At 42.6% G+C, this 20170-nt stretch carries 21 protein-coding genes; 13 read left to right on the forward strand and 8 right to left on the reverse strand.

Features of this window, described 5'->3' with window-relative positions; genetic code table 11:
* Positions 1–186 precede the first annotated feature (186 nt).
* The 5 genes from AC4MC0_RS01440 to gmk form a co-directional block, all read right to left on the reverse strand.
* Positions 187–381 (reverse strand): bacterioferritin-associated ferredoxin, encoded by a 195-nt coding sequence (locus AC4MC0_RS01440; RefSeq protein WP_010327639.1) that lies wholly within the window; start codon positions 379–381, stop codon positions 187–189.
* A 154-nt stretch (positions 382–535) separates the two neighbouring features.
* Positions 536–919, reverse strand: coding sequence for a RidA family protein (locus AC4MC0_RS01445; protein ID WP_004691470.1), 384 nt, complete (start codon positions 917–919; stop codon positions 536–538).
* Positions 920–988: 69 nt separating this feature from the next.
* Positions 989–3088, reverse strand: a complete 2100-nt coding sequence (locus tag AC4MC0_RS01450) for a RelA/SpoT family protein (protein ID WP_004978051.1) — start codon at positions 3086–3088, stop codon at positions 989–991.
* A gap of 222 nt (positions 3089–3310) precedes the next feature.
* Positions 3311–3592 (reverse strand): DNA-directed RNA polymerase subunit omega, encoded by a 282-nt coding sequence (gene rpoZ / locus AC4MC0_RS01455; RefSeq protein WP_058870403.1) that lies wholly within the window; start codon positions 3590–3592, stop codon positions 3311–3313.
* A 77-nt stretch (positions 3593–3669) separates the two neighbouring features.
* Positions 3670–4293, reverse strand: a complete 624-nt coding sequence (gene gmk, locus AC4MC0_RS01460) for a guanylate kinase (RefSeq protein WP_125273574.1) — start codon at positions 4291–4293, stop codon at positions 3670–3672.
* A 134-nt stretch (positions 4294–4427) separates the two neighbouring features.
* On the opposite strand from gmk, the gene ispH reads away from it, so the two are divergent.
* The 12 genes from ispH to rplS all read left to right on the forward strand — a co-directional run bounded on the left by ispH (position 4428) and on the right by rplS (position 15832).
* Positions 4428–5378 carry a 4-hydroxy-3-methylbut-2-enyl diphosphate reductase gene (ispH, locus tag AC4MC0_RS01465; protein ID WP_333640590.1) on the forward strand — a complete coding sequence of 317 codons (951 nt, stop codon included), beginning with the start codon at positions 4428–4430 and terminating at the stop codon, positions 5376–5378.
* A gap of 165 nt (positions 5379–5543) precedes the next feature.
* A complete protein-coding gene (locus AC4MC0_RS01470; RefSeq protein ID WP_333640589.1) occupies positions 5544–5993 on the forward strand; it encodes a pilus assembly FimT family protein in 450 nt (149 codons plus the stop codon).
* An 11-nt stretch (positions 5994–6004) separates the two neighbouring features.
* Positions 6005–6484, forward strand: a complete 480-nt coding sequence (gene pilV / locus AC4MC0_RS01475; protein WP_201701742.1) for a type IV pilus modification protein PilV — start codon at positions 6005–6007, stop codon at positions 6482–6484.
* 124 nt (positions 6485–6608) lie between these two features.
* Positions 6609–7508, forward strand: a complete 900-nt coding sequence (locus AC4MC0_RS01480; RefSeq protein WP_265102747.1) for a PilW family protein — start codon at positions 6609–6611, stop codon at positions 7506–7508.
* A complete protein-coding gene (locus AC4MC0_RS01485) occupies positions 7508–8194 on the forward strand; it encodes a pilus assembly PilX family protein (protein WP_201701739.1) in 687 nt (228 codons plus the stop codon). The genes AC4MC0_RS01480 and AC4MC0_RS01485 overlap by 1 nt, the downstream gene beginning before the upstream one ends.
* Positions 8195–8212: 18 nt before the next feature.
* Positions 8213–12505, forward strand: a complete 4293-nt coding sequence (locus tag AC4MC0_RS01490; protein WP_333653959.1) for a pilus assembly protein — start codon at positions 8213–8215, stop codon at positions 12503–12505.
* Positions 12506–12667: 162 nt separating this feature from the next.
* Positions 12668–13171, forward strand: a complete 504-nt coding sequence (locus AC4MC0_RS01495; protein WP_333656801.1) for a pili assembly chaperone — start codon at positions 12668–12670, stop codon at positions 13169–13171.
* Positions 13171–13569 carry a type IV pilin protein gene (locus AC4MC0_RS01500; protein ID WP_201701734.1) on the forward strand — a complete coding sequence of 133 codons (399 nt, stop codon included), beginning with the start codon at positions 13171–13173 and terminating at the stop codon, positions 13567–13569. The genes AC4MC0_RS01495 and AC4MC0_RS01500 overlap by 1 nt, the downstream gene beginning before the upstream one ends.
* Positions 13570–13714: 145 nt before the next feature.
* Positions 13715–13972 carry a 30S ribosomal protein S16 gene (gene rpsP / locus AC4MC0_RS01505; RefSeq protein WP_004718284.1) on the forward strand — a complete coding sequence of 86 codons (258 nt, stop codon included), beginning with the start codon at positions 13715–13717 and terminating at the stop codon, positions 13970–13972.
* 28 nt (positions 13973–14000) lie between these two features.
* On the forward strand, positions 14001–14549 hold the full coding sequence (rimM, locus tag AC4MC0_RS01510; RefSeq protein ID WP_004978035.1) for a ribosome maturation factor RimM: 549 nt from the start codon (positions 14001–14003) through the stop codon (positions 14547–14549).
* 27 nt (positions 14550–14576) lie between these two features.
* The gene (trmD, locus tag AC4MC0_RS01515) at positions 14577–15317 is read left to right on the forward strand and encodes a tRNA (guanosine(37)-N1)-methyltransferase TrmD (RefSeq protein ID WP_094148539.1); all 741 of its coding nucleotides are present in this window, start codon (positions 14577–14579) and stop codon (positions 15315–15317) included.
* A 140-nt stretch (positions 15318–15457) separates the two neighbouring features.
* Positions 15458–15832, forward strand: a complete 375-nt coding sequence (rplS, locus tag AC4MC0_RS01520; protein WP_004691454.1) for a 50S ribosomal protein L19 — start codon at positions 15458–15460, stop codon at positions 15830–15832.
* A 59-nt stretch (positions 15833–15891) separates the two neighbouring features.
* On the opposite strand, the gene AC4MC0_RS01525 is transcribed toward rplS, so the two are convergent.
* The 3 genes from AC4MC0_RS01525 to AC4MC0_RS01535 all read right to left on the reverse strand — a co-directional run bounded on the left by AC4MC0_RS01525 (position 15892) and on the right by AC4MC0_RS01535 (position 19088).
* On the reverse strand, positions 15892–16863 hold the full coding sequence (locus AC4MC0_RS01525) for an esterase/lipase family protein (RefSeq protein ID WP_130235325.1): 972 nt from the start codon (positions 16861–16863) through the stop codon (positions 15892–15894).
* A gap of 173 nt (positions 16864–17036) precedes the next feature.
* Positions 17037–18002, reverse strand: coding sequence for an esterase/lipase family protein (locus AC4MC0_RS01530; protein WP_130235350.1), 966 nt, complete (start codon positions 18000–18002; stop codon positions 17037–17039).
* A 54-nt stretch (positions 18003–18056) separates the two neighbouring features.
* On the reverse strand, positions 18057–19088 hold the full coding sequence (locus AC4MC0_RS01535) for a lipase secretion chaperone (protein ID WP_491887252.1): 1032 nt from the start codon (positions 19086–19088) through the stop codon (positions 18057–18059).
* A 154-nt stretch (positions 19089–19242) separates the two neighbouring features.
* On the opposite strand from AC4MC0_RS01535, the gene truB reads away from it, so the two are divergent.
* Positions 19243–20148: a tRNA pseudouridine(55) synthase TruB gene (gene truB / locus AC4MC0_RS01540; RefSeq protein ID WP_491887253.1), complete on the forward strand. Its 906-nt coding sequence runs from the start codon at positions 19243–19245 to the stop codon at positions 20146–20148.
* Positions 20149–20170 lie beyond the last annotated feature (22 nt).

Below are 20170 nucleotides of genomic sequence, written 5' to 3' on the forward strand. Positions count from 1 at the left end.
CAAAGTGGATTTTGGCGAGTAATTTATAGAACAGCAAATGAAAATCGCAATCAAAAGCATGCGGGATGCAAATTTTATTTTTAGACATTTAAGAAAAGAAAACCCGCCTAGAGTCATAAGCGGGGGAGGAGCTACTCATAAAGAGTAAATTTATAATTATGATTATTCTAAAAACGAATCAAATATCTAGGCAGCAATAGCTAAGCGTGAGGCAATCGCAGAGACTTCAGCACTGATGATTGAGCGTGCTTCTGGTGCACAGCGACCACAGCATGTGCCGAGATCCAGCATCTCGCGAACTTCGCGATAACTACCCGCACCATTTTCAACAGCGTCTTTAATATCTTGATCTGTAATACCACGGCATAAGCACACGTACATTTCAGCAAGCCACATGAATGAAATAAGATAAGTGATATTATTGATAATTGTTATCGTTTGTCAATAAAAATCATTTGAAATCTCATTTGTCTTTATTGGGATTTTGGATGAAAAAAAGCCACTCAATCGGTGGCTTTTTCTTAAAAAATATAACTTATTGATTAATAATCACAATGCCATCCATCTCAACCAGCGCATTTTTGGGTAGGCTTGCCACACCGAGCGCTGCGCGTGCTGGGTAAGGTTGTGCAAAATATTCACCCATAATTTGGTTGACCAACTGGAAGTTTGAAAGATCGGTTAAGAAAATATTCAACTTCGCGATATCAGCCAGTGTTCCACCAGCAGCTTCACAGACAGCTTTTAAATTATCAAACACACGACGAATTTGTGCTTCAATGCCTTCAACCAACTCCATACTGTATGGGTCTAAACCGATCTGACCAGAAAGGTAAAGTGTATTGCCAACTAAGATTGCTTGCGAATAAGTGCCGATCGCAGCAGGGGCATTTTCAGTATGAATTACTTGGCGGGACATCGTGTTCTCCTATTATATTCACCATCAATCATAGCCTAGATTGGCATTAAAATGTGTGGATTTAAACAATTAACTCGCAATCGATGTTTCCGCAATGCTCACTGGTTGAGCCAGTCGACTGATACGCGGGAAGCCAAAATGCATGCGTAGATCGCGAATTATTTTTGCAATTTGCTTGCGGTTGTGTACCACAACATTGACATAAGTCTTGTCATCTTGATTACGTACCATTTCGACCCCAATTTTTTCTTTACGACATTGATAAATCAGGTCGGAAATTTGTTCGTCATCCATGGCCATGTTAATCAATAAATATGCAGTGAAACTAATTTCTTCTTCATTCTCGTTAGTCCACTGCAACGGCATGATGTTTTCAGGGTGTAGATGTTGTTCATGCAGGAGATTATGACAACGCGCACGATGCACAATAAGACCGCGGCGTGATAAATGTCCTTGAATTGGGTCGCCGAGTACAGGATTGCAGCAATGTGCATATTTAACATCGACTCCTTCAGTACCTTGAATGAGTCTGTCAGATTCCTGTGCACTTTGGTCATGCGCAAACAAATGATTCGCAACCAATTGCGGCAGTAAATCGCCCACGGCAATTTGTTCAAACAGTTGGTCTTTACTTTCAATATGTCGCCATTGTAAAAGTTCTAACCAATCTGATTCAGTTAAATCTTTAATGGATACATTGAATAGCTTTAAAGCGCGATTTAAAGCTTGTTGTCCAACAAGGCGTTGTTCTTCGATATCTTGCTCACGCAGTATATTTTGTAAGGCACGACGGGCTTTTTGCGTGTTGACAAAGCTGAGCCAATCTGGGTTTGGGGTGGCCAAGACATCGGTAATAATTTCAATCACCTGACCACTGTGTAATGGCGTAGAAAGTGGTTTAGTTTCCCCATTGATTTTCGCACCTACCGCATGGTTCCCTAAAAATAAGCTAGCAGAGTAGGCAAAATCGACTACCGTTGCCCCTTGCGGTAACTCGTGTAGATGACCTTGCGGGGTATACACCCAAATTTTCTCTTGGTGTAAATAATCGAGCAGTTCGCTAAAAGTGGTTTTAGCACAGGCTCCATCAATCAAGACATTCAAGTTCTGCATCGAGGCTTGAATCGCAGAGCGGCAAGCTTGCGGAGCACTATCGCCTAGGACCACACCAAAACGTGCAGCTTTACGCATCAGTTCGGTTTGAATGGTGACTGATAAGGTTGTATTTTCACCTTTTAAACGCAGTAGCAGCGATTGGTTACCACCTGGGAGTGGTTTACGAATATGGTCTGCAAAATGTAAAACTTGAAAACTCTCTCGCAACACATCGGCTAAGCGGTCACAGTCAGCAATGCTATTTAGGATAATTTCAAAGGCGTGACTATGCGTAAGTTCATGTAGATCAATGTCATTTTTTACAAAGTGACGTAACAGTTCGATATTATTATTTTTCTTTTTAATTCGACCTGAGATTTGATGGGTTTTTAATAGCTCGGTCAGATTATTTTCCCATTTGCTTTGATATTCACAGCGTTTAGGTTTAGTTTGGAGAAGGGCTTCTTGGACATTGTTATACATGTCGAGATCAAGGTTTTGATAACACAGATGTTCGAGGTTATCGCCCATCTCATTCATACCAACAATACGTGCCATTGGGACAAAAATATCAAAGGTTTCTTGGGCAATACGCGCACGCTTATCGGGGCGTAGTGCATCCAAGGTAGTCATATTGTGATAACGATCAGCCAGTTTAATAATAATGACACGTGGGTCTTGTAGTGTGGCTTGCAGAATTTTTCGGAAAGAAGCGGCTTTATTATATTCTTTATCACTGGATTGGCTAAGTTTGGTGACGCCATCGACCAGTTCGGAAACGGTTTTTCCAAATTTTTCTGCAATATCTTCTTTGCTAAAGTCTGTATCTTCAATCACATCATGTAAAAGTGCTGCCATCAGAGTTTCGGCATCTAGACGCATATGCGCTAAAATACAGCTGACCGCAATGGGGTGTAAAATATAGGGTTCGCCACTTTTACGGGTAATACCATCATGGGCAATATCCGCATAATCACAGGCCGCAAGCACACGCTCGACGTCGCTTTCAGTTAAGTAAGCATCGATAATAGTTTTGAGCTGTTGTTTAGCTTGGCTGACCATTGGGCCTGGCATAAAACACCTTTAAGACGTAGCAATGACAAGAAAATTTTACTGATACTCTAATGAAAAACATAGCCTGAATTGTCAAATTTTTCATCGGAATAACAGCAAAAAAGACACACCTAAACCACGATGAATCCTATCTTCTAGTTATAACGTGTATTGGATAAATATAAAAGTTATCCAATAAAAAAGCCTAGTTAAAAAACTAGGCTTTTAAGCGATAAATTTTTCTTATTGGAAAGAAAAACCATCTAAATTCAAATTGTTTGCAGAAAGTGCAAGATCAAGACTCGAAGTTTGGTAGTCTTGGTCGCGTTGTTTCAAAATATCTTTAGAAACATGACCGATTGCGATTTCACGTAATGCAACAACAGTCGGTTTGTCATTGTCCCACTCAACAGTAGGTTCAATGCCTTGACGTGCCAATTGACGCGCGCGTTTGCTTGCCACTAGTACAAGCTCAAAGCGGTTGTCTACATGGTCTAAACAATCTTCAACGGTTACGCGTGCCATAAGAGTTCTCGTTACAAAGGCTAAAATTAAACAGACTGTGCAGTATAAAGTGCTTTGTCTGTAGACTCAAGTTTTAATCACTTTTCAACAGGGGTGATCAGCTCAGAAATCATTTTCTGATGGCGGCTCGCTTGTTGAGTAATGACTAAACGATTGGCAATAATCACAGACTCAAGATCGTGCAATGCCTTATTGAAATCATCATTAATAATTACATAGTCGAAGTTAACATATTGTTGCATGTCTTCGACCGCACAGCCTAAACGACGCTCAATCACCTCAACCGAGTCTGTGCCACGGTTAGACAGACGTTGACGCAGATCAAACTGGCTTGGTGGTAAAATGAAAATTTGTTTAGAGTCAGGAAAAAGCTTACGAACTTGCTGTGCGCCTTGCCAGTCAATTTCTAGTAGGACATCATGACCTTTCGCCAGTTGTTCTTTTACTGTAGCTTGAGCTGTACCGTAGTAATTACCAAAGACTTCGGCATATTCAATAAAACCACCTTGCTCAACCAAGGTTAAAAATGAGTCTTTTTCGGTAAAATGGTAATGTACACCATCAAGTTCGCCGGGGCGTTGCCCACGTGTAGTATGAGAAACAGAAACGTGAAGATTCGTTACACGGTCAAGGAGGGCTTTTACGAGGGATGTTTTGCCTGTTCCTGAAGCTGCAGAAACGACAAACAAGAGACCCGACATGATATTTTTCCTGATATGATAAAATATCTTCTCTATTTTAAAGTAGACAAGGTTTAAACGAAATAGCAAGGCGTCACTTTGTTTGCATTTATTTTATTAGTTTCCGCTGATTGAAAAGTGGTATCGAGGAACATATGGAAATTGTATTGGCCAATCCACGTGGTTTTTGTGCAGGTGTTGACCGTGCGATTGCCATCGTAAATCGTGCGCTTGAGTGCTTTAATCCACCCATTTATGTAAGACATGAAGTGGTACACAATAAATTTGTCGTAGACGATTTACGTCAACGAGGTGCAATTTTTGTCGATGAATTGGATGAAGTGCCAGACGACAATATTGTGATTTTTAGTGCGCATGGGGTTTCTAAAGCAGTACAGATCGAAGCCGAACGTCGTGGTTTAAAGGTTTTTGATGCAACCTGTCCATTGGTGACCAAGGTTCATATTGAAGTGACCAAATATGCCCGTGAGGGGGTTGAGGCCATCTTAATTGGTCATGAAGGCCACCCTGAAGTTGAAGGTACCATGGGGCAATATGACCTGAAAAATGGTGGTGCGATTTATTTGGTTGAAGATGAACAAGACGTGGCCGAGCTTCAAGTGTATCATCCTGAGCGCGTGGCTTTTGTTACTCAAACCACCTTATCGATCGACGATACTGCAAAAGTGATTGATGCTTTACGGGCGAAATTCCCTGAGATTCAAGGGCCGCGTAAGGATGATATTTGTTATGCGACTCAAAACCGTCAAGATGCGGTGCGTGATTTAGCAACCCAATGTGATGTGGTATTGGTGGTCGGTTCGCCAAATTCATCGAATTCGAACCGTTTACGAGAATTGGCTGAGCGAATGGGTAAAGCGGCTTATTTGGTCGATAATGCAGATGAGCTTCAACAAGTGTGGTTTGAAAATATAACCAAGGTTGGCGTCACAGCGGGTGCATCTGCACCTGAAATTTTAATTAAGCAAGTGATTCAACGATTACAAGATTGGGGTGCAACACCACCAAAAGAGCTTGCTGGAACGGAAGAAAATATTACCTTTAGTTTGCCAAAAGAGTTACGTATTGCGGTAACTCAAGCCTAAAAGGTGGATTAGTTAACATTCTAATTTTATTGAAAAATTGACAGATGATTGTAAATTGGCAATCATCTGTTTTTTTATGCCTTTTATCCTGTATTGTGCTGATTGTGTAAAGAATTAGAATATGATTTTAAATAGGGTAAAGTTTTGTTGCCTTGGGGAGGGAGTATGCAAAATAAACATAAAGGGTTCACCTTAATTGAGCTGATGGTGACGATTGCTGTTATGGCAATTATCGCGATGATGGCGGCGCCTTCTTTTACGGGTATGGTTCGCAGCAACCAGCTGAATGGTGATACTCGTGCATTTGTCAACTTACTCACCGAAACACGTTCCGAAGCGATTTTTAAACAGGCAGATCGACAGCTCACTCTAAATGGCAGTGGCGGTTTTAAAGACTGGAACAATACAGAATATGTCAAAAAAAGCAGTGGTGAAGGGAGTGTTACATTTAACCGCACGGGGCAAAGTAAAGAAACAGACGATGCGAAGCGCTGTTTTGTATTTGAACATATGAGTGATGAAAATTTAAAATCTTATGTCTTTGTGCAGAAAGGCGGTACGGTTTTGTATAACAAAGCAGCGACCAGTTGTAATTATGAAGTAGCAGGGGCTTGAGGGGGCGGAACATGATGCAAGCGCAAAAAGGGGTGGGCTTGATGGAGGTACTCGTGGCTTTACTGCTGCTGAGTATTGCGATTTTAGGCTTTGTAGGCTTGCAAGTTCGCGCCATTGCGGCCAGTAATGAAGCGGGTCTAAATGTACAAGCGACCAATCTAGCACGGGATTTGGCCGAGCGGATGCGAGTCAATCGAGATGGCATTCCCAGTATTAAAACGTCCAGTACAGCAGCGTGTAGTAGTTCCGCCTGTACCTCTGCACAAATGGCAAATTATGATTATCGTATGGTGCAAGCACAGGCAACAGCATTGGGTATGAGTTTGGATGTTTTGAAATGTGAAGGGATTTCTCGAGATCGTCAATGCATTTATGTCGCTTGGGAGGGAACTACTGCAAGCAATGGTACAGCAGATACGGATTGCACCAATGGTACAGCCTATGTGCCTAACGCTAAATGTATCATTATGGAGGTATATAACAATGACTAAGCCTCAACAGCCTTCCAATTCTCACCGCTCAAGCATAGTTTCCTTACAGAGTAGTGCTCCTCTTGCGACTCGACCGAGCAGTGCTCGGTTTAATCGAGTCTCAGGATTTACCCTGATTGAGTTGATGATTGCCCTTGCCTTAGGTTTGCTGGTTGTGGCTGCCGCAATCGCGATTTTTATCAGTAGTCAGCGTTCTTTAAGTTTACAGGCTGGCATGGGGGAAGTGCAGGAAAATGCTAACTTTGGTCTAGCGCAAATTGCACATGATTTACGACATGCCAATCTGAATACCGCATCCAACCAGTATATAGACGCACACAGCAATGGTTCGGGCATTATTTTTACTGCTGAAAACCTTCCAGCTACGATCACCGCGTGGAAGACTGACTATGTATCTGCACAGGATAAAGATAATGATAATACGGAGAACAAAAGCGATCGTTTAACCATTCAATATGTACCTGTAACGGACGAAGTGATCACTTGCACGGGGGAAACCTTAGGTAGCGCTACGAATAAAGTTTTGATACAGCGCTATTATTTGAAAAAAAGCCCGAAGCAGGTTACGGGTGAACCGACCGCATATTCATTAATGTGTGATGCCGGCTGGTATCCTACAGGTGGCGGGGCGATTACGGGTCTAAACGTGGACGGTGGTGAGCAACTGATGCAGCGTGTGGATGCGTTTAAAGTACAAGTGAGTGTGAAATTACCATCTGGTAACAGACGTTATGTGGGTTTAAACGAATATTTGACTAAACAAAATGAAATTAAAGCTGCATGTACTGCTGCCGCGACCACTTGTGAGTATTGGCAAATCTTAGCGGTTGAAATTGGCATTTTGGCACGTTCGACAGGCGCGATTGGTTCGAATGCAGCTTTAAATACCCAGACTGAATACACCCTTGCAGGGACAAAAGTGACGCTAGATGGCTCGGCTGGAAAAGATGCGCTGAATAAAAAATATTTGCGGCAGGCGGTCAATCAAGTGATTGCATTTCGCAATACCTTGGGAGCAGAGTAATGAAATATCAACAAGGTGCAACGCTGATCGTTGTCATGATCATTTTACTGGTCATTACTGTCTTAGGCACCATTGCGGTGAAGTCGGGTATTTTAGGCTTGAAAATAGCCACCAATAGCCAAGTCAGTGCGTTGTTATTAGAAAGTTCAGATGCTGCTTTATTTAATGTCGAAAACCCAAATGAAGTAGAAACACAGCTTTCAGGGCGTGGCATGTTTGCTTATTTAGATTTGGCTACAAATGCCGATGATGAATTGGTATTTTGTTATCGTGCCAAAGACAGCGAGTTTTTTAGTTTAGCTAAGGCGAGCGCTATTTCAGGTGCATCGACCAGCAAAATGGGTATAACCGGCTATTGTACGGCCAGTGATTATTCAACGGGGCGGTCTGCCGTTTTAACACAAGTGTATTTAACGCGAATTAAGAGCAATACAGCACCTTTAAGCACGTTTGCAATAGGCACAAGCGCAGGACAAAGCGGTTTGCCTGTAACCAGTAATAGTGTGGGTGCAACCGTGATTTCAGTTTTACCCAGTTTTTCTGGCGCAGCTTCAGATAAAATTAATGGCTGTTTTAAACGGTCTAAAGATGCGGTGGCTGAGTGTTTTGAAGACTTAAACGTGCCCTACAATATGCAGCGTGCAGACTATACTGTAGGCGGTTCGCCAACGTTAAAGACATCTTAAAAAGATAAGGAATTTTATATGAATATATTGCATCCAAAAAAATTGCTTTCTACAGCGGTGTCGATGGCGATGACGGTAGCCGTGTGCCAAAGTGTGGCAACGCAGGCCAGTGATATTGAGATTTATAAATCAGGTACAGGCGGTACAACCTCAATTTTACTCATGCTAGATACCTCAGGCAGTATGGGGATTAGTTCCTTGGTACTGCCTAGAGATAATAAATGGGGCAGTCCGGGAGATGTGGATTCATCATTATGTAGTAGCACCAATGTTTATGAATCTGGTGGTAATAAAGCGGGTAATATTCTTGAATATCAATATAATGCAATAGATACACGTAATACTGTTAATGTGAATGGTGTATCAACAACGAATCCAACTAAAAATAAATCATCATTTTATAAAGAAGTGGTGATTAATGGTACCAAAGTCCCTTATTATGTACGTGGTTGTGGTACAGCTACAGTAGATAGTACAGGCAAGTTGGTTGAAACTCCAGCGGGTAAATTTGACCGATTATCACGTTTAAAAGATGCTATTTTAACATTATTGGCGAGTGCTGAGCTTTCAGATAGTATTAAAATTGGTTTAGGGCATTACTCTACACAAACGTCATTAAAAGTAGGGTCGTCGTCGAGTAATATTCCATTTGTAGATGGCCATTCAGGGAATATTTTGGTACCTGCTGATGCATTGACTAATGCGCAGCGATTAAAACTTGCTCAAGCTATTGCGCAATTTCAATCTTTAGATACAACGACACAACAAGATGGAACGGGTGCTGTAAAGGATGGTAGTAATAGTAGTCAACGTTACTCATCAACCAATCCGCCACAAGGTATTAAAAAAGCATCCAGTGGTACACCGACTGCTCATGCCTATGCAGAAGCTGCTGCCTATATGATGGGTACACAAACCCGAACCAATACATTGACAACTGGTTATGTACAGTATGTTTATGATGGCGCATCTATTATTCGAAGAAGAAATAATACCAATAATTCAGCCGCAAATGACTTAAATGATCAATCCTATTTTATTTGTGTTGTTCTTGGAACAGGTAAAACAAATGCATTAGGTGGATCAAGTAACGTTAAACAATGTATCAATAACTGGCCTGCGCGTACTGGCACTAATGTAAGTGCAACGACGGTTTCTGCTGGAGTGTATAAGCCTAATGGTAGTGGGGGATGGACTGCGGCAACTCAAGCTGACTTAACCGCTAAAATGGGCAATCTGAGTGATGACTGGGATTTATATTCAAAGTTTCCGTCAGGATGGCGTTATGGTGGATGGATGAAAGTCGATGCTGAAGCGATGGATATTGAGCCTGTAGCAGCAGCAGCCTGGGATCAAAATTTAGTCATGTATCGCAATTTAGTCACTTATCGAACCAACCCGTTTGCTTTAACAGAGACAGCAAATAGTTATACTGATAACTTAAGTGGTGGTATTAGTTATTCTGCCACTGATACAAAAAAGACAAATCTAGATGGAACTCAATATTATATTGCAGGAGGATCTCTAAATAACACATGTGATGGGAATGGGATTTATTTCTTAACAGATGGTGCGCCAAACTCGACTAAAGACAACATGGCACGTGCGATCATGAACGATACACTCACCACGACGCTGGCAACAGATAGCCCTGCTGGAACCTATGGATTCTCCAGTAAGCCATCAGGTACAGGTGTTTTGGTATCGCCCGCTTTACAATCAGGCTTATTTAGTGGTGAAACAGGCGGTTGGGAATATATTGGTGAGTATGCTAAGAAATTACGCAATCGTACAGAGATATCCAATACCCAAAAAAATCCAAAAGATATGAATATTAAGACTGCGGTGGTTGGTTTTGGTTCATCTTTTGCGGGTATCCCTCAAAATACCGATGGGACTTATAACTGTGAGGCGGTAAAGGACAGCAATAAAGACGCTTATAATGCTTGTCTTTGGGGAAGTAAAGACTATGGCGATGGCGGTTTCTACTATGCGGAAGACTCTGACGGAATTAGAGACAGTATTATTGATTTCGTAGAAAAAACAAAAGTTGTCATTGATCCAGTGGTGACAGGCTCACCGACGATTCCACAAGATGCCTTAAATCCATTACGTGTACAGCCTTATGGTTACTATACTTCTTTTGACCCAAAACCATCGCAGTCGCTTTGGGTGGGCAATATGAATAAATACCATGTCGTAAATGGTAATTTGAAGGGCTCAGATAAAATAAGCTCTATTTTTAAAAACGATGGTTCCTTCGACAGCACGGTGGCGGGGCTTTGGTCAAGTAACCTGATCAATGGCTTTAAAGGCACATTGGAACTGGGAGCGAATAGTGAACAAACCCAATTTGTGCGTAATGTATTGACCAATCGGGTGATTAATGGCGGTGTGGCATCTGAAGGAAATAGCTTAGCTCAAGTGACAAAGGAAAGTGCTTATTTAAGCACCGATCCAAAGCAAAGATATTGGTTGAATCTCTTAGGTTATGATGTAGATACATCTGTTACGGCCGTTGATCCAAACTTGGCAGCGACTTATCTTACGGCAACGGCAAATTTACGCCAAGTCGGTGCGACCATGCACTCAACGCCTATTTTACTGACCCAGTCAGGAACAATTGCCAGCGATTTAACGACCACAAACCGTAAAGATTATTTGCTCTTTGGTACGACTCAAGGCTTATTGCATGTGGTTGATAGTGAGAGTGGTAAAGAAGTCTTTGCTTTTGCACCGCATGAAATGATGGAACGCCAACCGAAGGCATTGCTTGAAGAATCTAAGTCAGGCCCAGGGAATTTATTTTACGGCATAGATGCACCGTGGGCGGCATATACCGAATATGTCAATAATAAAAATGGTTCGTTGACTGTAGGGCAGTCCGACTATAGCAGCACTGAACGAAATAAATTAACAGGTAAACAATGGGTTTATGGCGGTTTGCGTATGGGTGGACGGAGCTATTATGCACTGGATTTGTCTAGCATCAGCAGCCCGGTACTCAAATTTCATATTGACCCTGCCAACCAAACCATTCATTACGGTGCTTATAAAGATGCAGATAATAACGATGTTGCAGCAGGAGAACATAGCAATGTCGGTGCATTGAGTTATATGGGCGACAGTTGGTCTAAACCTACGCTTGCTTATGTGAACTTTGGCGGTAAGAAAAAATTGGTGATGTTTGTTGGGGGCGGCTATGATGAAGGCTATGAAGCTCCTGACTATAACCCAACCACTGCGACTAAAGGCAATGGCGTCTATATGTTCGATGCAAACAATGGCAAATTGTTATGGTGGACAGGGGCAAATGCAACAACAAAGGACGGAGCAGAAGCGTACACAACGAGTACGGATATGAAATACAGTGTGGTCAGCCAAATCAATGCCATTGACCGTGACAATGACGGCTTAGTCGATAACCTATATTTTGGTGACTTGGGTGGGCAAGCATTCCGTGTTGATTTGAATAATGCTGCAACAGGAACGGGTGACAACGCAGCTGTAAAACTGGAAAGCCAAAAAACCAACTTTGCCACTCGTGTGGTACTTTTAACCAGTCGACATGCAGGCGGTGCAAGCCCACGTTTCTATGAAATGCCAAGTTTTTCGGTACATCGTGACAGTAGCTTGGGCTTATATGGCGTGGTTGCTTTGAGTTCGGGTAACCGTAGTTCGCCTTTGGCGGGTGTGGTCGGTAAGAATAATTCTTCAGCAAGTACCAGTGCCAACGACGGTGTATTTGTAGTCTTTGATAAAGATGTCGCTAGAACAGATTTATATGCTGCTTTACCAGATTCGGGTGCTTCGAGATTAAAAACTAAAAATGTAAATTTAGACATTCTAGATAACAATAATTATTCGGCAGGTGTAGCACCGACTAATAAAGAAGGTTGGTCCTATACATACGGTACAGCGGCTGGGGTGTATAAAGGCATGAACAGCATCTATGCAGTTGATAGTATTTTATATGCCAACGTGTTCCACCGTGATGGTAAGGGTATTGGTGGCGGTTGTGGTGCGGGGGTCGCAGGTGACTCTTATCTATACCGTTTCTGCTTGCCATCAGGTTCATGCTCAGGACGTTTTAATGGGGCAGACGGAAATCCGATCACAGAAACTTCACCACAAAGCGTTGCTTTGGGTGCGGGTATATTGGGTTCAGCATTGGGTGGCGCATCTGAGCTGAAAAACATTGCACCGAGCACGACAGACTGCAACATTGCGGAAAATAAAAATAAAATTGAATGTCAGGCATTTACCACTGCGGGTAAAATTCGGACATTACGCTGGTATGAAACACGCTAAGGAGGCGCTATGAGCAAAATACCGCATGTTAAAACGCCTCCTCGTCTTATGGCGCAATGCTGTTCAGAGTATGAGGTATTGGATATTGGTGAAAATTTGACACGCTCCCCCATACACAGGGGGAGAGCTAAAAATCTCGCAGGATTCACGCTGATAGAGTTGATGGTTGTGGTGGTGATTGTGGCAATTTTTGCCGCTATCGCCATTCCGAGTTATGCACAGTATATAGAACGCAAAGACCTTGCTGTCGTGAAACAAGAAGCGCAAAAGTTGGCATCTGAGCTAGAGCGCTTTAAGTCTAAAAATTACAGTTATAAAGGTTTTGATGCCACTTATTTGTATGCTGGTAGTTATGATAAGGCAGACGGTACATTGTTATTGCCCATTGGCTCAGATGCAAATACGGCCAAATACACACTCACTTTGACTGAAAATGCGACAGGCTATAAAACGCTAGACCAAGCAGACACGGGTTTAAAATGGGTGATAACAGCGACACGTATGGACACTACTAAGCAAGCCAATAATTATGATGTAATGTTGAATAGTGATGGCTTGCGTTGTATGACCAAAACGACAGGTGTTATTGCAGATGCTGATAATGGAAAACCGAATAAATCATTTAGCAGTTGCAGTGATGTCAGTGCAGACAGTGAGGCATGGTGATGAAACAACAACAAGCATTTACCCTCATTGAGCTGATGATAGTGGTGGCCATTATTGCTGTTTTGGCTGCGATTGCTTACCCAAGCTATCAAGAATATATCAAACGTACTCACCGCGCCGATATGCAAAGTGAAATGATGCAACAAGCACAGCAGTTACAAAGTTATTATGTGATTAAGCATCATTATACGGATGCAGCGTTGAGTTATGTTGGCAATGAGCGTTATGCCCTTGCATTAACAGCGCAAAGCGCACAAACGTGGACAATGACTGCTACCCCAAAAGCGGCTCAAGCTGGTGATGGCGTGATTTTACTCAATAGCCAAGGGCAAAAATGCTGGACCAAAGGTGCATCGACTTGTGCCCTAAGTGGCACATCCAACTGGGACGGCAGATAAAACCCAAATTCAAAACTGTGGATAAATAAATTTTAATCTTTCTTTCACAGCAAAGATAACGTAAAATATTGCCCTCTATGAAAGGGGTTTGAAATGTTCCGGTGGTCGGGGCAGGGATAATCCGTAAAAACTATAAGGTTGTATCATGGTAGTTATTCGTCTTGCACGCGGTGGTGCTAAAAAACGTCCGTTCTATCAAGTTATTGTAACTGATAGCCGTAATGCACGTGACGGTCGTTTCATCGAACGTATTGGTTTCTTCAACCCAACAGCTCAAGGTAAAGCAGAAAAACTTCGTTTAGATGCTGATCGTTTTGCGCACTGGGTTGCTCAAGGTGCTCAACCATCTGAACGTGTTGCTTCTTTAGCTGCTCAAGCTAAGAAAGCTGCAGCTACTGCATAATTTTTGCTAATTAAGTAGTAGGTAGCCCATGACACCAACACAGAATGTTCCCGAAGATCGTATTCAGATTGGACAGTTACGTTCAGCATATGGATTAAATGGGTGGCTCTGGATCTATTCCAATACAGAACCGATGAGCAACATCTTTGACTATCTGCCTTGGTACATTGAAACCAAAGCAGGTTGGCAAACAATAGATGTAAAACGTTGGAAACCGCATGGCAAAGGCTTAGTTGTTTCGCTCAAAGGCGTCATTGATCGCACTGCAGCAGATAACCTAGTTGGCGCAAATGTCTGGATTTCAAAAGCGCAACTTCCTAAAGCAGGAATGGATGAGTTTTACTGGTCAGATTTGAAAGGCTTAACAGTGTTAGGTTTGGATGATGAAGAACAAGAAGTAAATCTCGGAAAAATCCATGAAATGTTTGAGACAGGTGCCAATGATGTGATGGTGGTTCACGCAACACCAGACAGCGTTGATGCTGAAGAGCGTATGATTCCATGGCATAAAGATGTGGTGCAACGCGTTGATCTCGAAGCTGGTCGTATTTACGTGAATTGGGGCGTAGATTACTAATTATTTTTGGAAATACGGGAGTCTGCGATGTTTTTTGCAGTCATTACGCTTTTTCCTGAAATGTTTGAAGCGATTACAGCCTACGGTATTAGCGGGCGTGCAGCAAAAAGTGATTTAGTACAAGTAACTTGTATTAATCCTCGTGATTATGCTGAGGGCAACTACAAACGAGTGGATGAACGTCCATTTGGTGGCGGTCCAGGTATGGTGATGATGGCTGAGCCTCTGGCAAAAGCAATTCAACATGCCAAAGAGCTTGCCATGCAAGCAGGTGCAGTTCATGTTCCTGTGGTGTATATGTCACCGCAAGGAAAAACCTTAAATGAGCCTGCAGTACAACAGTTTGTCGACTATGATGGATTGATTGTATTGTGTGGTCGTTATGAAGGGGTTGATGAACGTTTGATCCAAAAGTATGTTGATCAGGAATGGTCCATAGGGGATTACGTTTTATCGGGTGGTGAGCTTCCTGCGATGGTTTTATTAGACAGTATTATTCGGAGACTTCCGGGTGCAATGTCTGATGAACAGTCTCATGTGCAAGACTCATTTGTGGATGGTCTTTTGGACTGCCCACAATATACCAAGCCAGACCATTTTGAAGGTTTGGATGTCCCTGAAGTCTTAAAGTCGGGACATCATGCCAATATTGAGAAATGGCGGTTTTTGCAGCGTTATCAACGAACACAACAACGCCGACCTGAGTTAGTGGAAAATGTGGAGTTGACGAAGCAGCAAAAGAAATGGCTAACAGATTTGAATACTTAATTCAGAGTATTCTTTTAATAGGCTCTTTGTGCATTGAAGTGGTCAAGCATAAAGAGAAAGATAATCGGGTCTATGCGATTTAGCCTCTATACCCAGCGGATATCAGACCTCTTCTGACCCGCACATATTGGAGATACCCCATGAGCGGTAAGCATCCTTTAGTACAAGCTGTTGAAAATGCACAGCTTAAACAAGACATCCCAGCTTTTGCACCAGGCGATACAGTTATCGTTCAGGTTAAAGTAAAAGAGGGTGACCGTGAGCGTCTTCAGGCATTTGAAGGTGTTGTAATCGCGAAGAAAAACCGTGGCTTGAACTCTGCGTTCACAGTACGTAAAATTTCTAGCGGTGTTGGTGTTGAGCGTGTTTTCCAAACTCACTCTCCAATCGTTGCTAAAATCGAAGTGAAACGTCGTGGTGACGTTCGTCGTGCTAAACTTTACTACCTACGTGAATTGTCTGGTAAAGCTGCACGTATTCGTGAAAAGTTACCAGCTCGTAAAGTTAAAGCTTAATTTTAAGTTTTATACGAGTAAAAAAATGCGCCTAATGGCGCATTTTTTATGCCTAAATTTTAGAGTCCTTGAAGCTTCAATCGGTTGGCGTGTTGTCGGTAAACATCAACAGGGTCTGGAGCAAAAATAGAACGTAGTCCAAAGAACTGGTTAATCACATCTAAATGGTTCCAATTATAGTTATCGCGCACGGTCTTGCCATATTTGGCACTACAACGTGAGACTAAGCCATCATTATCATTTGGCGCTTGCATGAGTAAGCCTGTCGCACCCAATAATGAGTCTGGATCAAGAATATTGGTTAATGTTGAGTTGCCAGAGAAAGAGTAAAAATAAACCCCATTCTCTTTCGCTAAACCTTCACCACAGCTTGTTTTTGGCATACCCAATGGATATTTCTGTGCAAAAGCTTTAGACCCAGCTTGACTCAAACTTTTACCCGCACCGAGTGCATCATGTGGAAGTGAGTTCGGATTTTGCTGTTGTGCCCAAACAATAGCCTTGGACCCAAAGTTGATTAAGCCTACCAGCGGTTGTTCTAGCGGCGTACCTTGCGCGGAAATAATCAAATCCGCCACAGGAGAGCCTTTTAAAGGACTGGAAATGGCTGTTGCAGACGCGATTTTATTGGGCATAACATTTGAGACATAGGCAATACTATGTCCGCCGTGACTATGACCAAGCAAATTGACTTTGGGTGCTCCTGTAATCGCTAAGATTTCATCAACTTGTTGCAGCAGTTGTTCACCACGAACTTCAGATGTGTTGAATGGCGAAACGCGTGTTGCCCATGCGTTTGCACCGTTACGGGCTAAATCTGGCAAGATTTGATACCAGTAATCCACACCAAGTTCATCGGTTCCTGCTCGAATCCAGCCCCCCATACCATGTGCAAAAACCAAAGGGTATTTGGTCTTTGCATAATTAGAGGCAACGTAGTTTGATTTAATTTGTGAAGCGGCTGCTTGCGTTTGTGTAGTAGCAAGTGCGCAGGTCGACAGCAGTCCAGCTATCAATAATCCATATTTCATTGATCATCCTCGTTTTTTATTTTTTATGACGACAATTTAAGTTGTCAAAAATGAGTATAAAGGTGAGGGAGGAAGAGCGTAGAGAAATCCGATTAAATTAAATACAGTTTGTAACTGGATAATTCTAGGAGGCATCCCTCCGAAACGGTAAAGATTCGAAGGGAAAAATAGAACTAGAGTCCTTGAAGTTTTAAGCGATTGGCATGTTGGCGATAGACATCAACAGGGTCTGCGCTAAATAGTCCACGTAGCCCCATAACTTGGTTGACCTCATCTAAATGGTTCCAGTCATAGTTATCACGGATGACTTTACCGAAGTGTGTACTACAGCGTGCCACCAAACCATCATTGTCTAAATGGCCATAGGCTAAAGGCCCTAACAGTGAGATCGCACTATCTGCAACATCGAGAATGTTCGTGACTTGAGATGTGCCTGTCCACGAATAGTAATATACGCCATTGCTGGATGTTGCACCGCTCTTGTTACAGTCTGAAGCCAATGCTGATGTTGGATATTTCTGATTAAAAACAAGGGAACCTTGCTCACTAATTGAGGTGAGCGATGCCGTTAAATTGCTTTTTAATGCAGGGTTGCTTTGTCCATAGGCAAGCATAGGACCAATAATATAATCTGCCGCTAGGCTGAGGAGTTGTGTTCCGCCTTGATTGGCAAGAAGCTGATCAGCTACTTTTGAACCTCTAAACGTTGCTCCCACGCCTGTCAGTGAGGCCACATATTGCGGTTTAACTGCTTCTACATAGCGAATGGTTGGTCCGCCATGGCTATGTCCAATCAAATTAACCTTGGGCTTGCCTGTCAGGGCGATGACCTCTTCAACTTGTTGTAGTAGCTGTTCACCCCGTACTTCAGTTGACTCTAAAGGGGAAATTTGTGCTGCAAAGGTGGTTGCTCCATTTCGAGCCAAGTCGGGTAAAATTTGATACCAATAATCTAGCCCCAGTTCGGCAACGCCCACTCGGCTGAACCCAAACATGCCATGGGTAAATAGCAATGGATATTTGGTTTGAGCATAATTACTTTTTACGCTTGCGGTCACCGTCTGTAATCCAGCTGTGGCTGTGGTTGCGCTGAGTCCAAGGCTGGTAATCAGTCCTACGAGTGACATTGTTTGTATCATTCTTTTCGTTATAAACATTTTTTTCATCCTGAAAAAGTCAAACACGGTATAGCTTTAATCTGCGAACGGAAGTTTTCCTCCTGTGTCATGCGTGGTTTCAAAGGCTCCTAGTCGAAGTTGTTCTTGTGAATTATTAAACTGTTGATCACGTAGTTTTTGAATGGCTTGCTGCTGAGTATCTTGATTCATGTTGCTGTTGAGAATGCTGTCGCGTTGTTCTAAGTAAGTGTTGACCCGAGATTTCCAATTGTTTCGATCTTGGTCGAGTTTTTCTAAGCGTACGGTCGCTTCGGCACCGACAAGATTCTGGCGCATTTGGCGAATTTCTTCGGCAGAGCCACCCCGCGCTTTAATATCTGAGGTCAGTTTACGCAGATCTTCGAGTTTGGAGAGTTGTTCTAGGTTTTCTTTCCAATCTTCAGGCAGTTGAGCAAACAGTTCTTTCAGTTTCTGCGCTTTTTGTACTTCAGTTAAGGATTGATCTGCCATGATGCTCATACGGTCTAAGGTATATTCATGGTAGGTATTTTCAGCGCCAAAGAGGCCTTCGATTTCATAGTCGGAAAAGAACTGGCTGCGTAGGGTTTTCATCGAAGCAAAAATTTTACGATAGTACTCAGGGTCTTCTTTATTTAGGCTTGGCTCCTTCAGGCTCCCCAATTGCACACGATAATCTAAATAACGAGTCCAAAGATCTAAAATCTGCTTAAGCGCAGGTTCTTTATAACCTTGCTGCATATAGGCTTTAAAATCTTGCTTGATCTGATCAATATTTTTTTCACCATATTGGGTAATAAAATATTCAAAACAGTTACGTGTTTGTTCATTGACAACTAAGCGATTACCTTGGTCGAGCACCAGTTGGCAGTTGACTTCGGTGTCCTGTTGGCTGTTACTGACAAAAGGCAGCCCTGAAGCATGTGGCAAGTCTGACGCTGTGGGTAATAAGCCTGTCGTATTTTGAGCGCTAGAGCGAATCGACTCATGGTTTGAGCCAACAGTTGCATTGGGTGCGAGCCAAATGAGAAAACCAAGAATGACAACAGCGATCACGGCGAAAATGAGCCATAATTTCTTTTTTTGCATATCCTATGCCTAACATCCCTATTGTATTTTTTATTTGGTTCATATGACTGAACTCGATTTATTCTGAAACAAAAGGGCAAATAAACAACAGAAAAGTTGTAAAACTAGACAAGCGGTTGATAGTATTGCGGCAGCTTTAAGACGTGTCTATGTTATGAAATCATCTGCTTCAAAAATCCAGCGCCGTGCCGTGAATGGTGTATTTTTATTGAATAAGCCATTGGGGATCAGTTCAAATGCGGCATTGCAAAAAGTGCGTTGGTTATACCGTGCGCAAAAGGCGGGGCATACGGGAGCGCTTGATCCATTGGCATCGGGACTGCTGCCGATTTGTTTGGGCGAAGCGACCAAGTTTTCGCACTTTTTGTTGGACTCAGTGAAGCGCTACCAAACCACCATTCAGCTGGGTCACAGCACCACCACAGGTGATGTGGAAGGCGAGCAGTTGTTAGAGCAGGCTGTACCTGAGTTAACCGAAGAGTTGATTGAAGCCGTTTTGGTTCAGTTTATGGGTGATATTCAGCAAGTGCCACCAATGTATTCCGCTTTGAAGAAAGATGGTCGTCCTTTATATGAGTTAGCCCGTAAAGGGATTGAGATTGAGCGTGAAGCCCGTCCGGTTACCATCTCTGCGATTGAGTTGCTTTCATTCACAGCAGACAGCGTCACCCTTGATATTACCTGCTCGAAAGGTACATATATTCGTGTTTTAGGCGAAGATATTGCGAAGGCATTGGGTACTTATGGTCATTTGACTTATTTACACCGCATTAAAACGGGTCATTTTGATCTGATTCCAAGTTATACCATTGAGTATTTGGAAAGTTTGTCTGAACAAGAGCGCGAAGCACTGTTGTTACCTGTATATGCACCTGTAGATCATTTTCCTAAAGTACAAGTTCCAGAAGGACGCAGTGAATACTTTAGTCGCGGTATGGAAAGTAATATTGAGCATACAGCGGAAGCGCAGGTCTTGGTTTTCGATGGGGAAAAATGCTTAGGCTTGGCTGAAATTACTGATAAGAAAAGATTGGTTCCAAAGCGAGTTTTAAATCTATAATCGAAATATATCACTCGGTAAA

This window comes from Acinetobacter sp. CAU_H_S139_7 (assembly GCF_058599305.1).

Excerpts from the sequence above, each read along its gene's own strand:
- AC4MC0_RS01450 (WP_004978051.1), bottom strand. The coding sequence starts at position 3,088 with ATGCCAGGCCCAATGGTCAGCCAAGCTAAACAACAGCTCAAAACTATT.
- AC4MC0_RS01535 (WP_491887252.1), bottom strand. The coding sequence starts at position 19,088 with ATGCAAAAAAAGAAATTATGGCTCATTTTCGCCGTGATCGCTGTTGTC.
- AC4MC0_RS01525 (WP_130235325.1), bottom strand. The coding sequence starts at position 16,863 with ATGAAATATGGATTATTGATAGCTGGACTGCTGTCGACCTGCGCACTT.
- truB (WP_491887253.1), top strand. The coding sequence starts at position 19,243 with ATGAAATCATCTGCTTCAAAAATCCAGCGCCGTGCCGTGAATGGTGTA.
- pilV (WP_201701742.1), top strand. The coding sequence starts at position 6,005 with ATGATGCAAGCGCAAAAAGGGGTGGGCTTGATGGAGGTACTCGTGGCT.
- AC4MC0_RS01485 (WP_201701739.1), top strand. The coding sequence starts at position 7,508 with ATGAAATATCAACAAGGTGCAACGCTGATCGTTGTCATGATCATTTTA.
- rpsP (WP_004718284.1), top strand. The coding sequence starts at position 13,715 with ATGGTAGTTATTCGTCTTGCACGCGGTGGTGCTAAAAAACGTCCGTTC.
- gmk (WP_125273574.1), bottom strand. The coding sequence starts at position 4,293 with ATGTCGGGTCTCTTGTTTGTCGTTTCTGCAGCTTCAGGAACAGGCAAA.
- rimM (WP_004978035.1), top strand. The coding sequence starts at position 14,001 with ATGACACCAACACAGAATGTTCCCGAAGATCGTATTCAGATTGGACAG.
- AC4MC0_RS01470 (WP_333640589.1), top strand. The coding sequence starts at position 5,544 with ATGCAAAATAAACATAAAGGGTTCACCTTAATTGAGCTGATGGTGACG.
- rpoZ (WP_058870403.1), bottom strand. The coding sequence starts at position 3,592 with ATGGCACGCGTAACCGTTGAAGATTGTTTAGACCATGTAGACAACCGC.
- AC4MC0_RS01440 (WP_010327639.1), bottom strand. The coding sequence starts at position 381 with ATGTACGTGTGCTTATGCCGTGGTATTACAGATCAAGATATTAAAGAC.
- AC4MC0_RS01445 (WP_004691470.1), bottom strand. The coding sequence starts at position 919 with ATGTCCCGCCAAGTAATTCATACTGAAAATGCCCCTGCTGCGATCGGC.
- AC4MC0_RS01480 (WP_265102747.1), top strand. The coding sequence starts at position 6,609 with ATGATTGCCCTTGCCTTAGGTTTGCTGGTTGTGGCTGCCGCAATCGCG.
- trmD (WP_094148539.1), top strand. The coding sequence starts at position 14,577 with ATGTTTTTTGCAGTCATTACGCTTTTTCCTGAAATGTTTGAAGCGATT.
- AC4MC0_RS01490 (WP_333653959.1), top strand. The coding sequence starts at position 8,213 with ATGAATATATTGCATCCAAAAAAATTGCTTTCTACAGCGGTGTCGATG.
- AC4MC0_RS01495 (WP_333656801.1), top strand. The coding sequence starts at position 12,668 with ATGGTTGTGGTGGTGATTGTGGCAATTTTTGCCGCTATCGCCATTCCG.
- AC4MC0_RS01530 (WP_130235350.1), bottom strand. The coding sequence starts at position 18,002 with ATGATACAAACAATGTCACTCGTAGGACTGATTACCAGCCTTGGACTC.
- ispH (WP_333640590.1), top strand. The coding sequence starts at position 4,428 with ATGGAAATTGTATTGGCCAATCCACGTGGTTTTTGTGCAGGTGTTGAC.
- AC4MC0_RS01500 (WP_201701734.1), top strand. The coding sequence starts at position 13,171 with ATGAAACAACAACAAGCATTTACCCTCATTGAGCTGATGATAGTGGTG.
- rplS (WP_004691454.1), top strand. The coding sequence starts at position 15,458 with ATGAGCGGTAAGCATCCTTTAGTACAAGCTGTTGAAAATGCACAGCTT.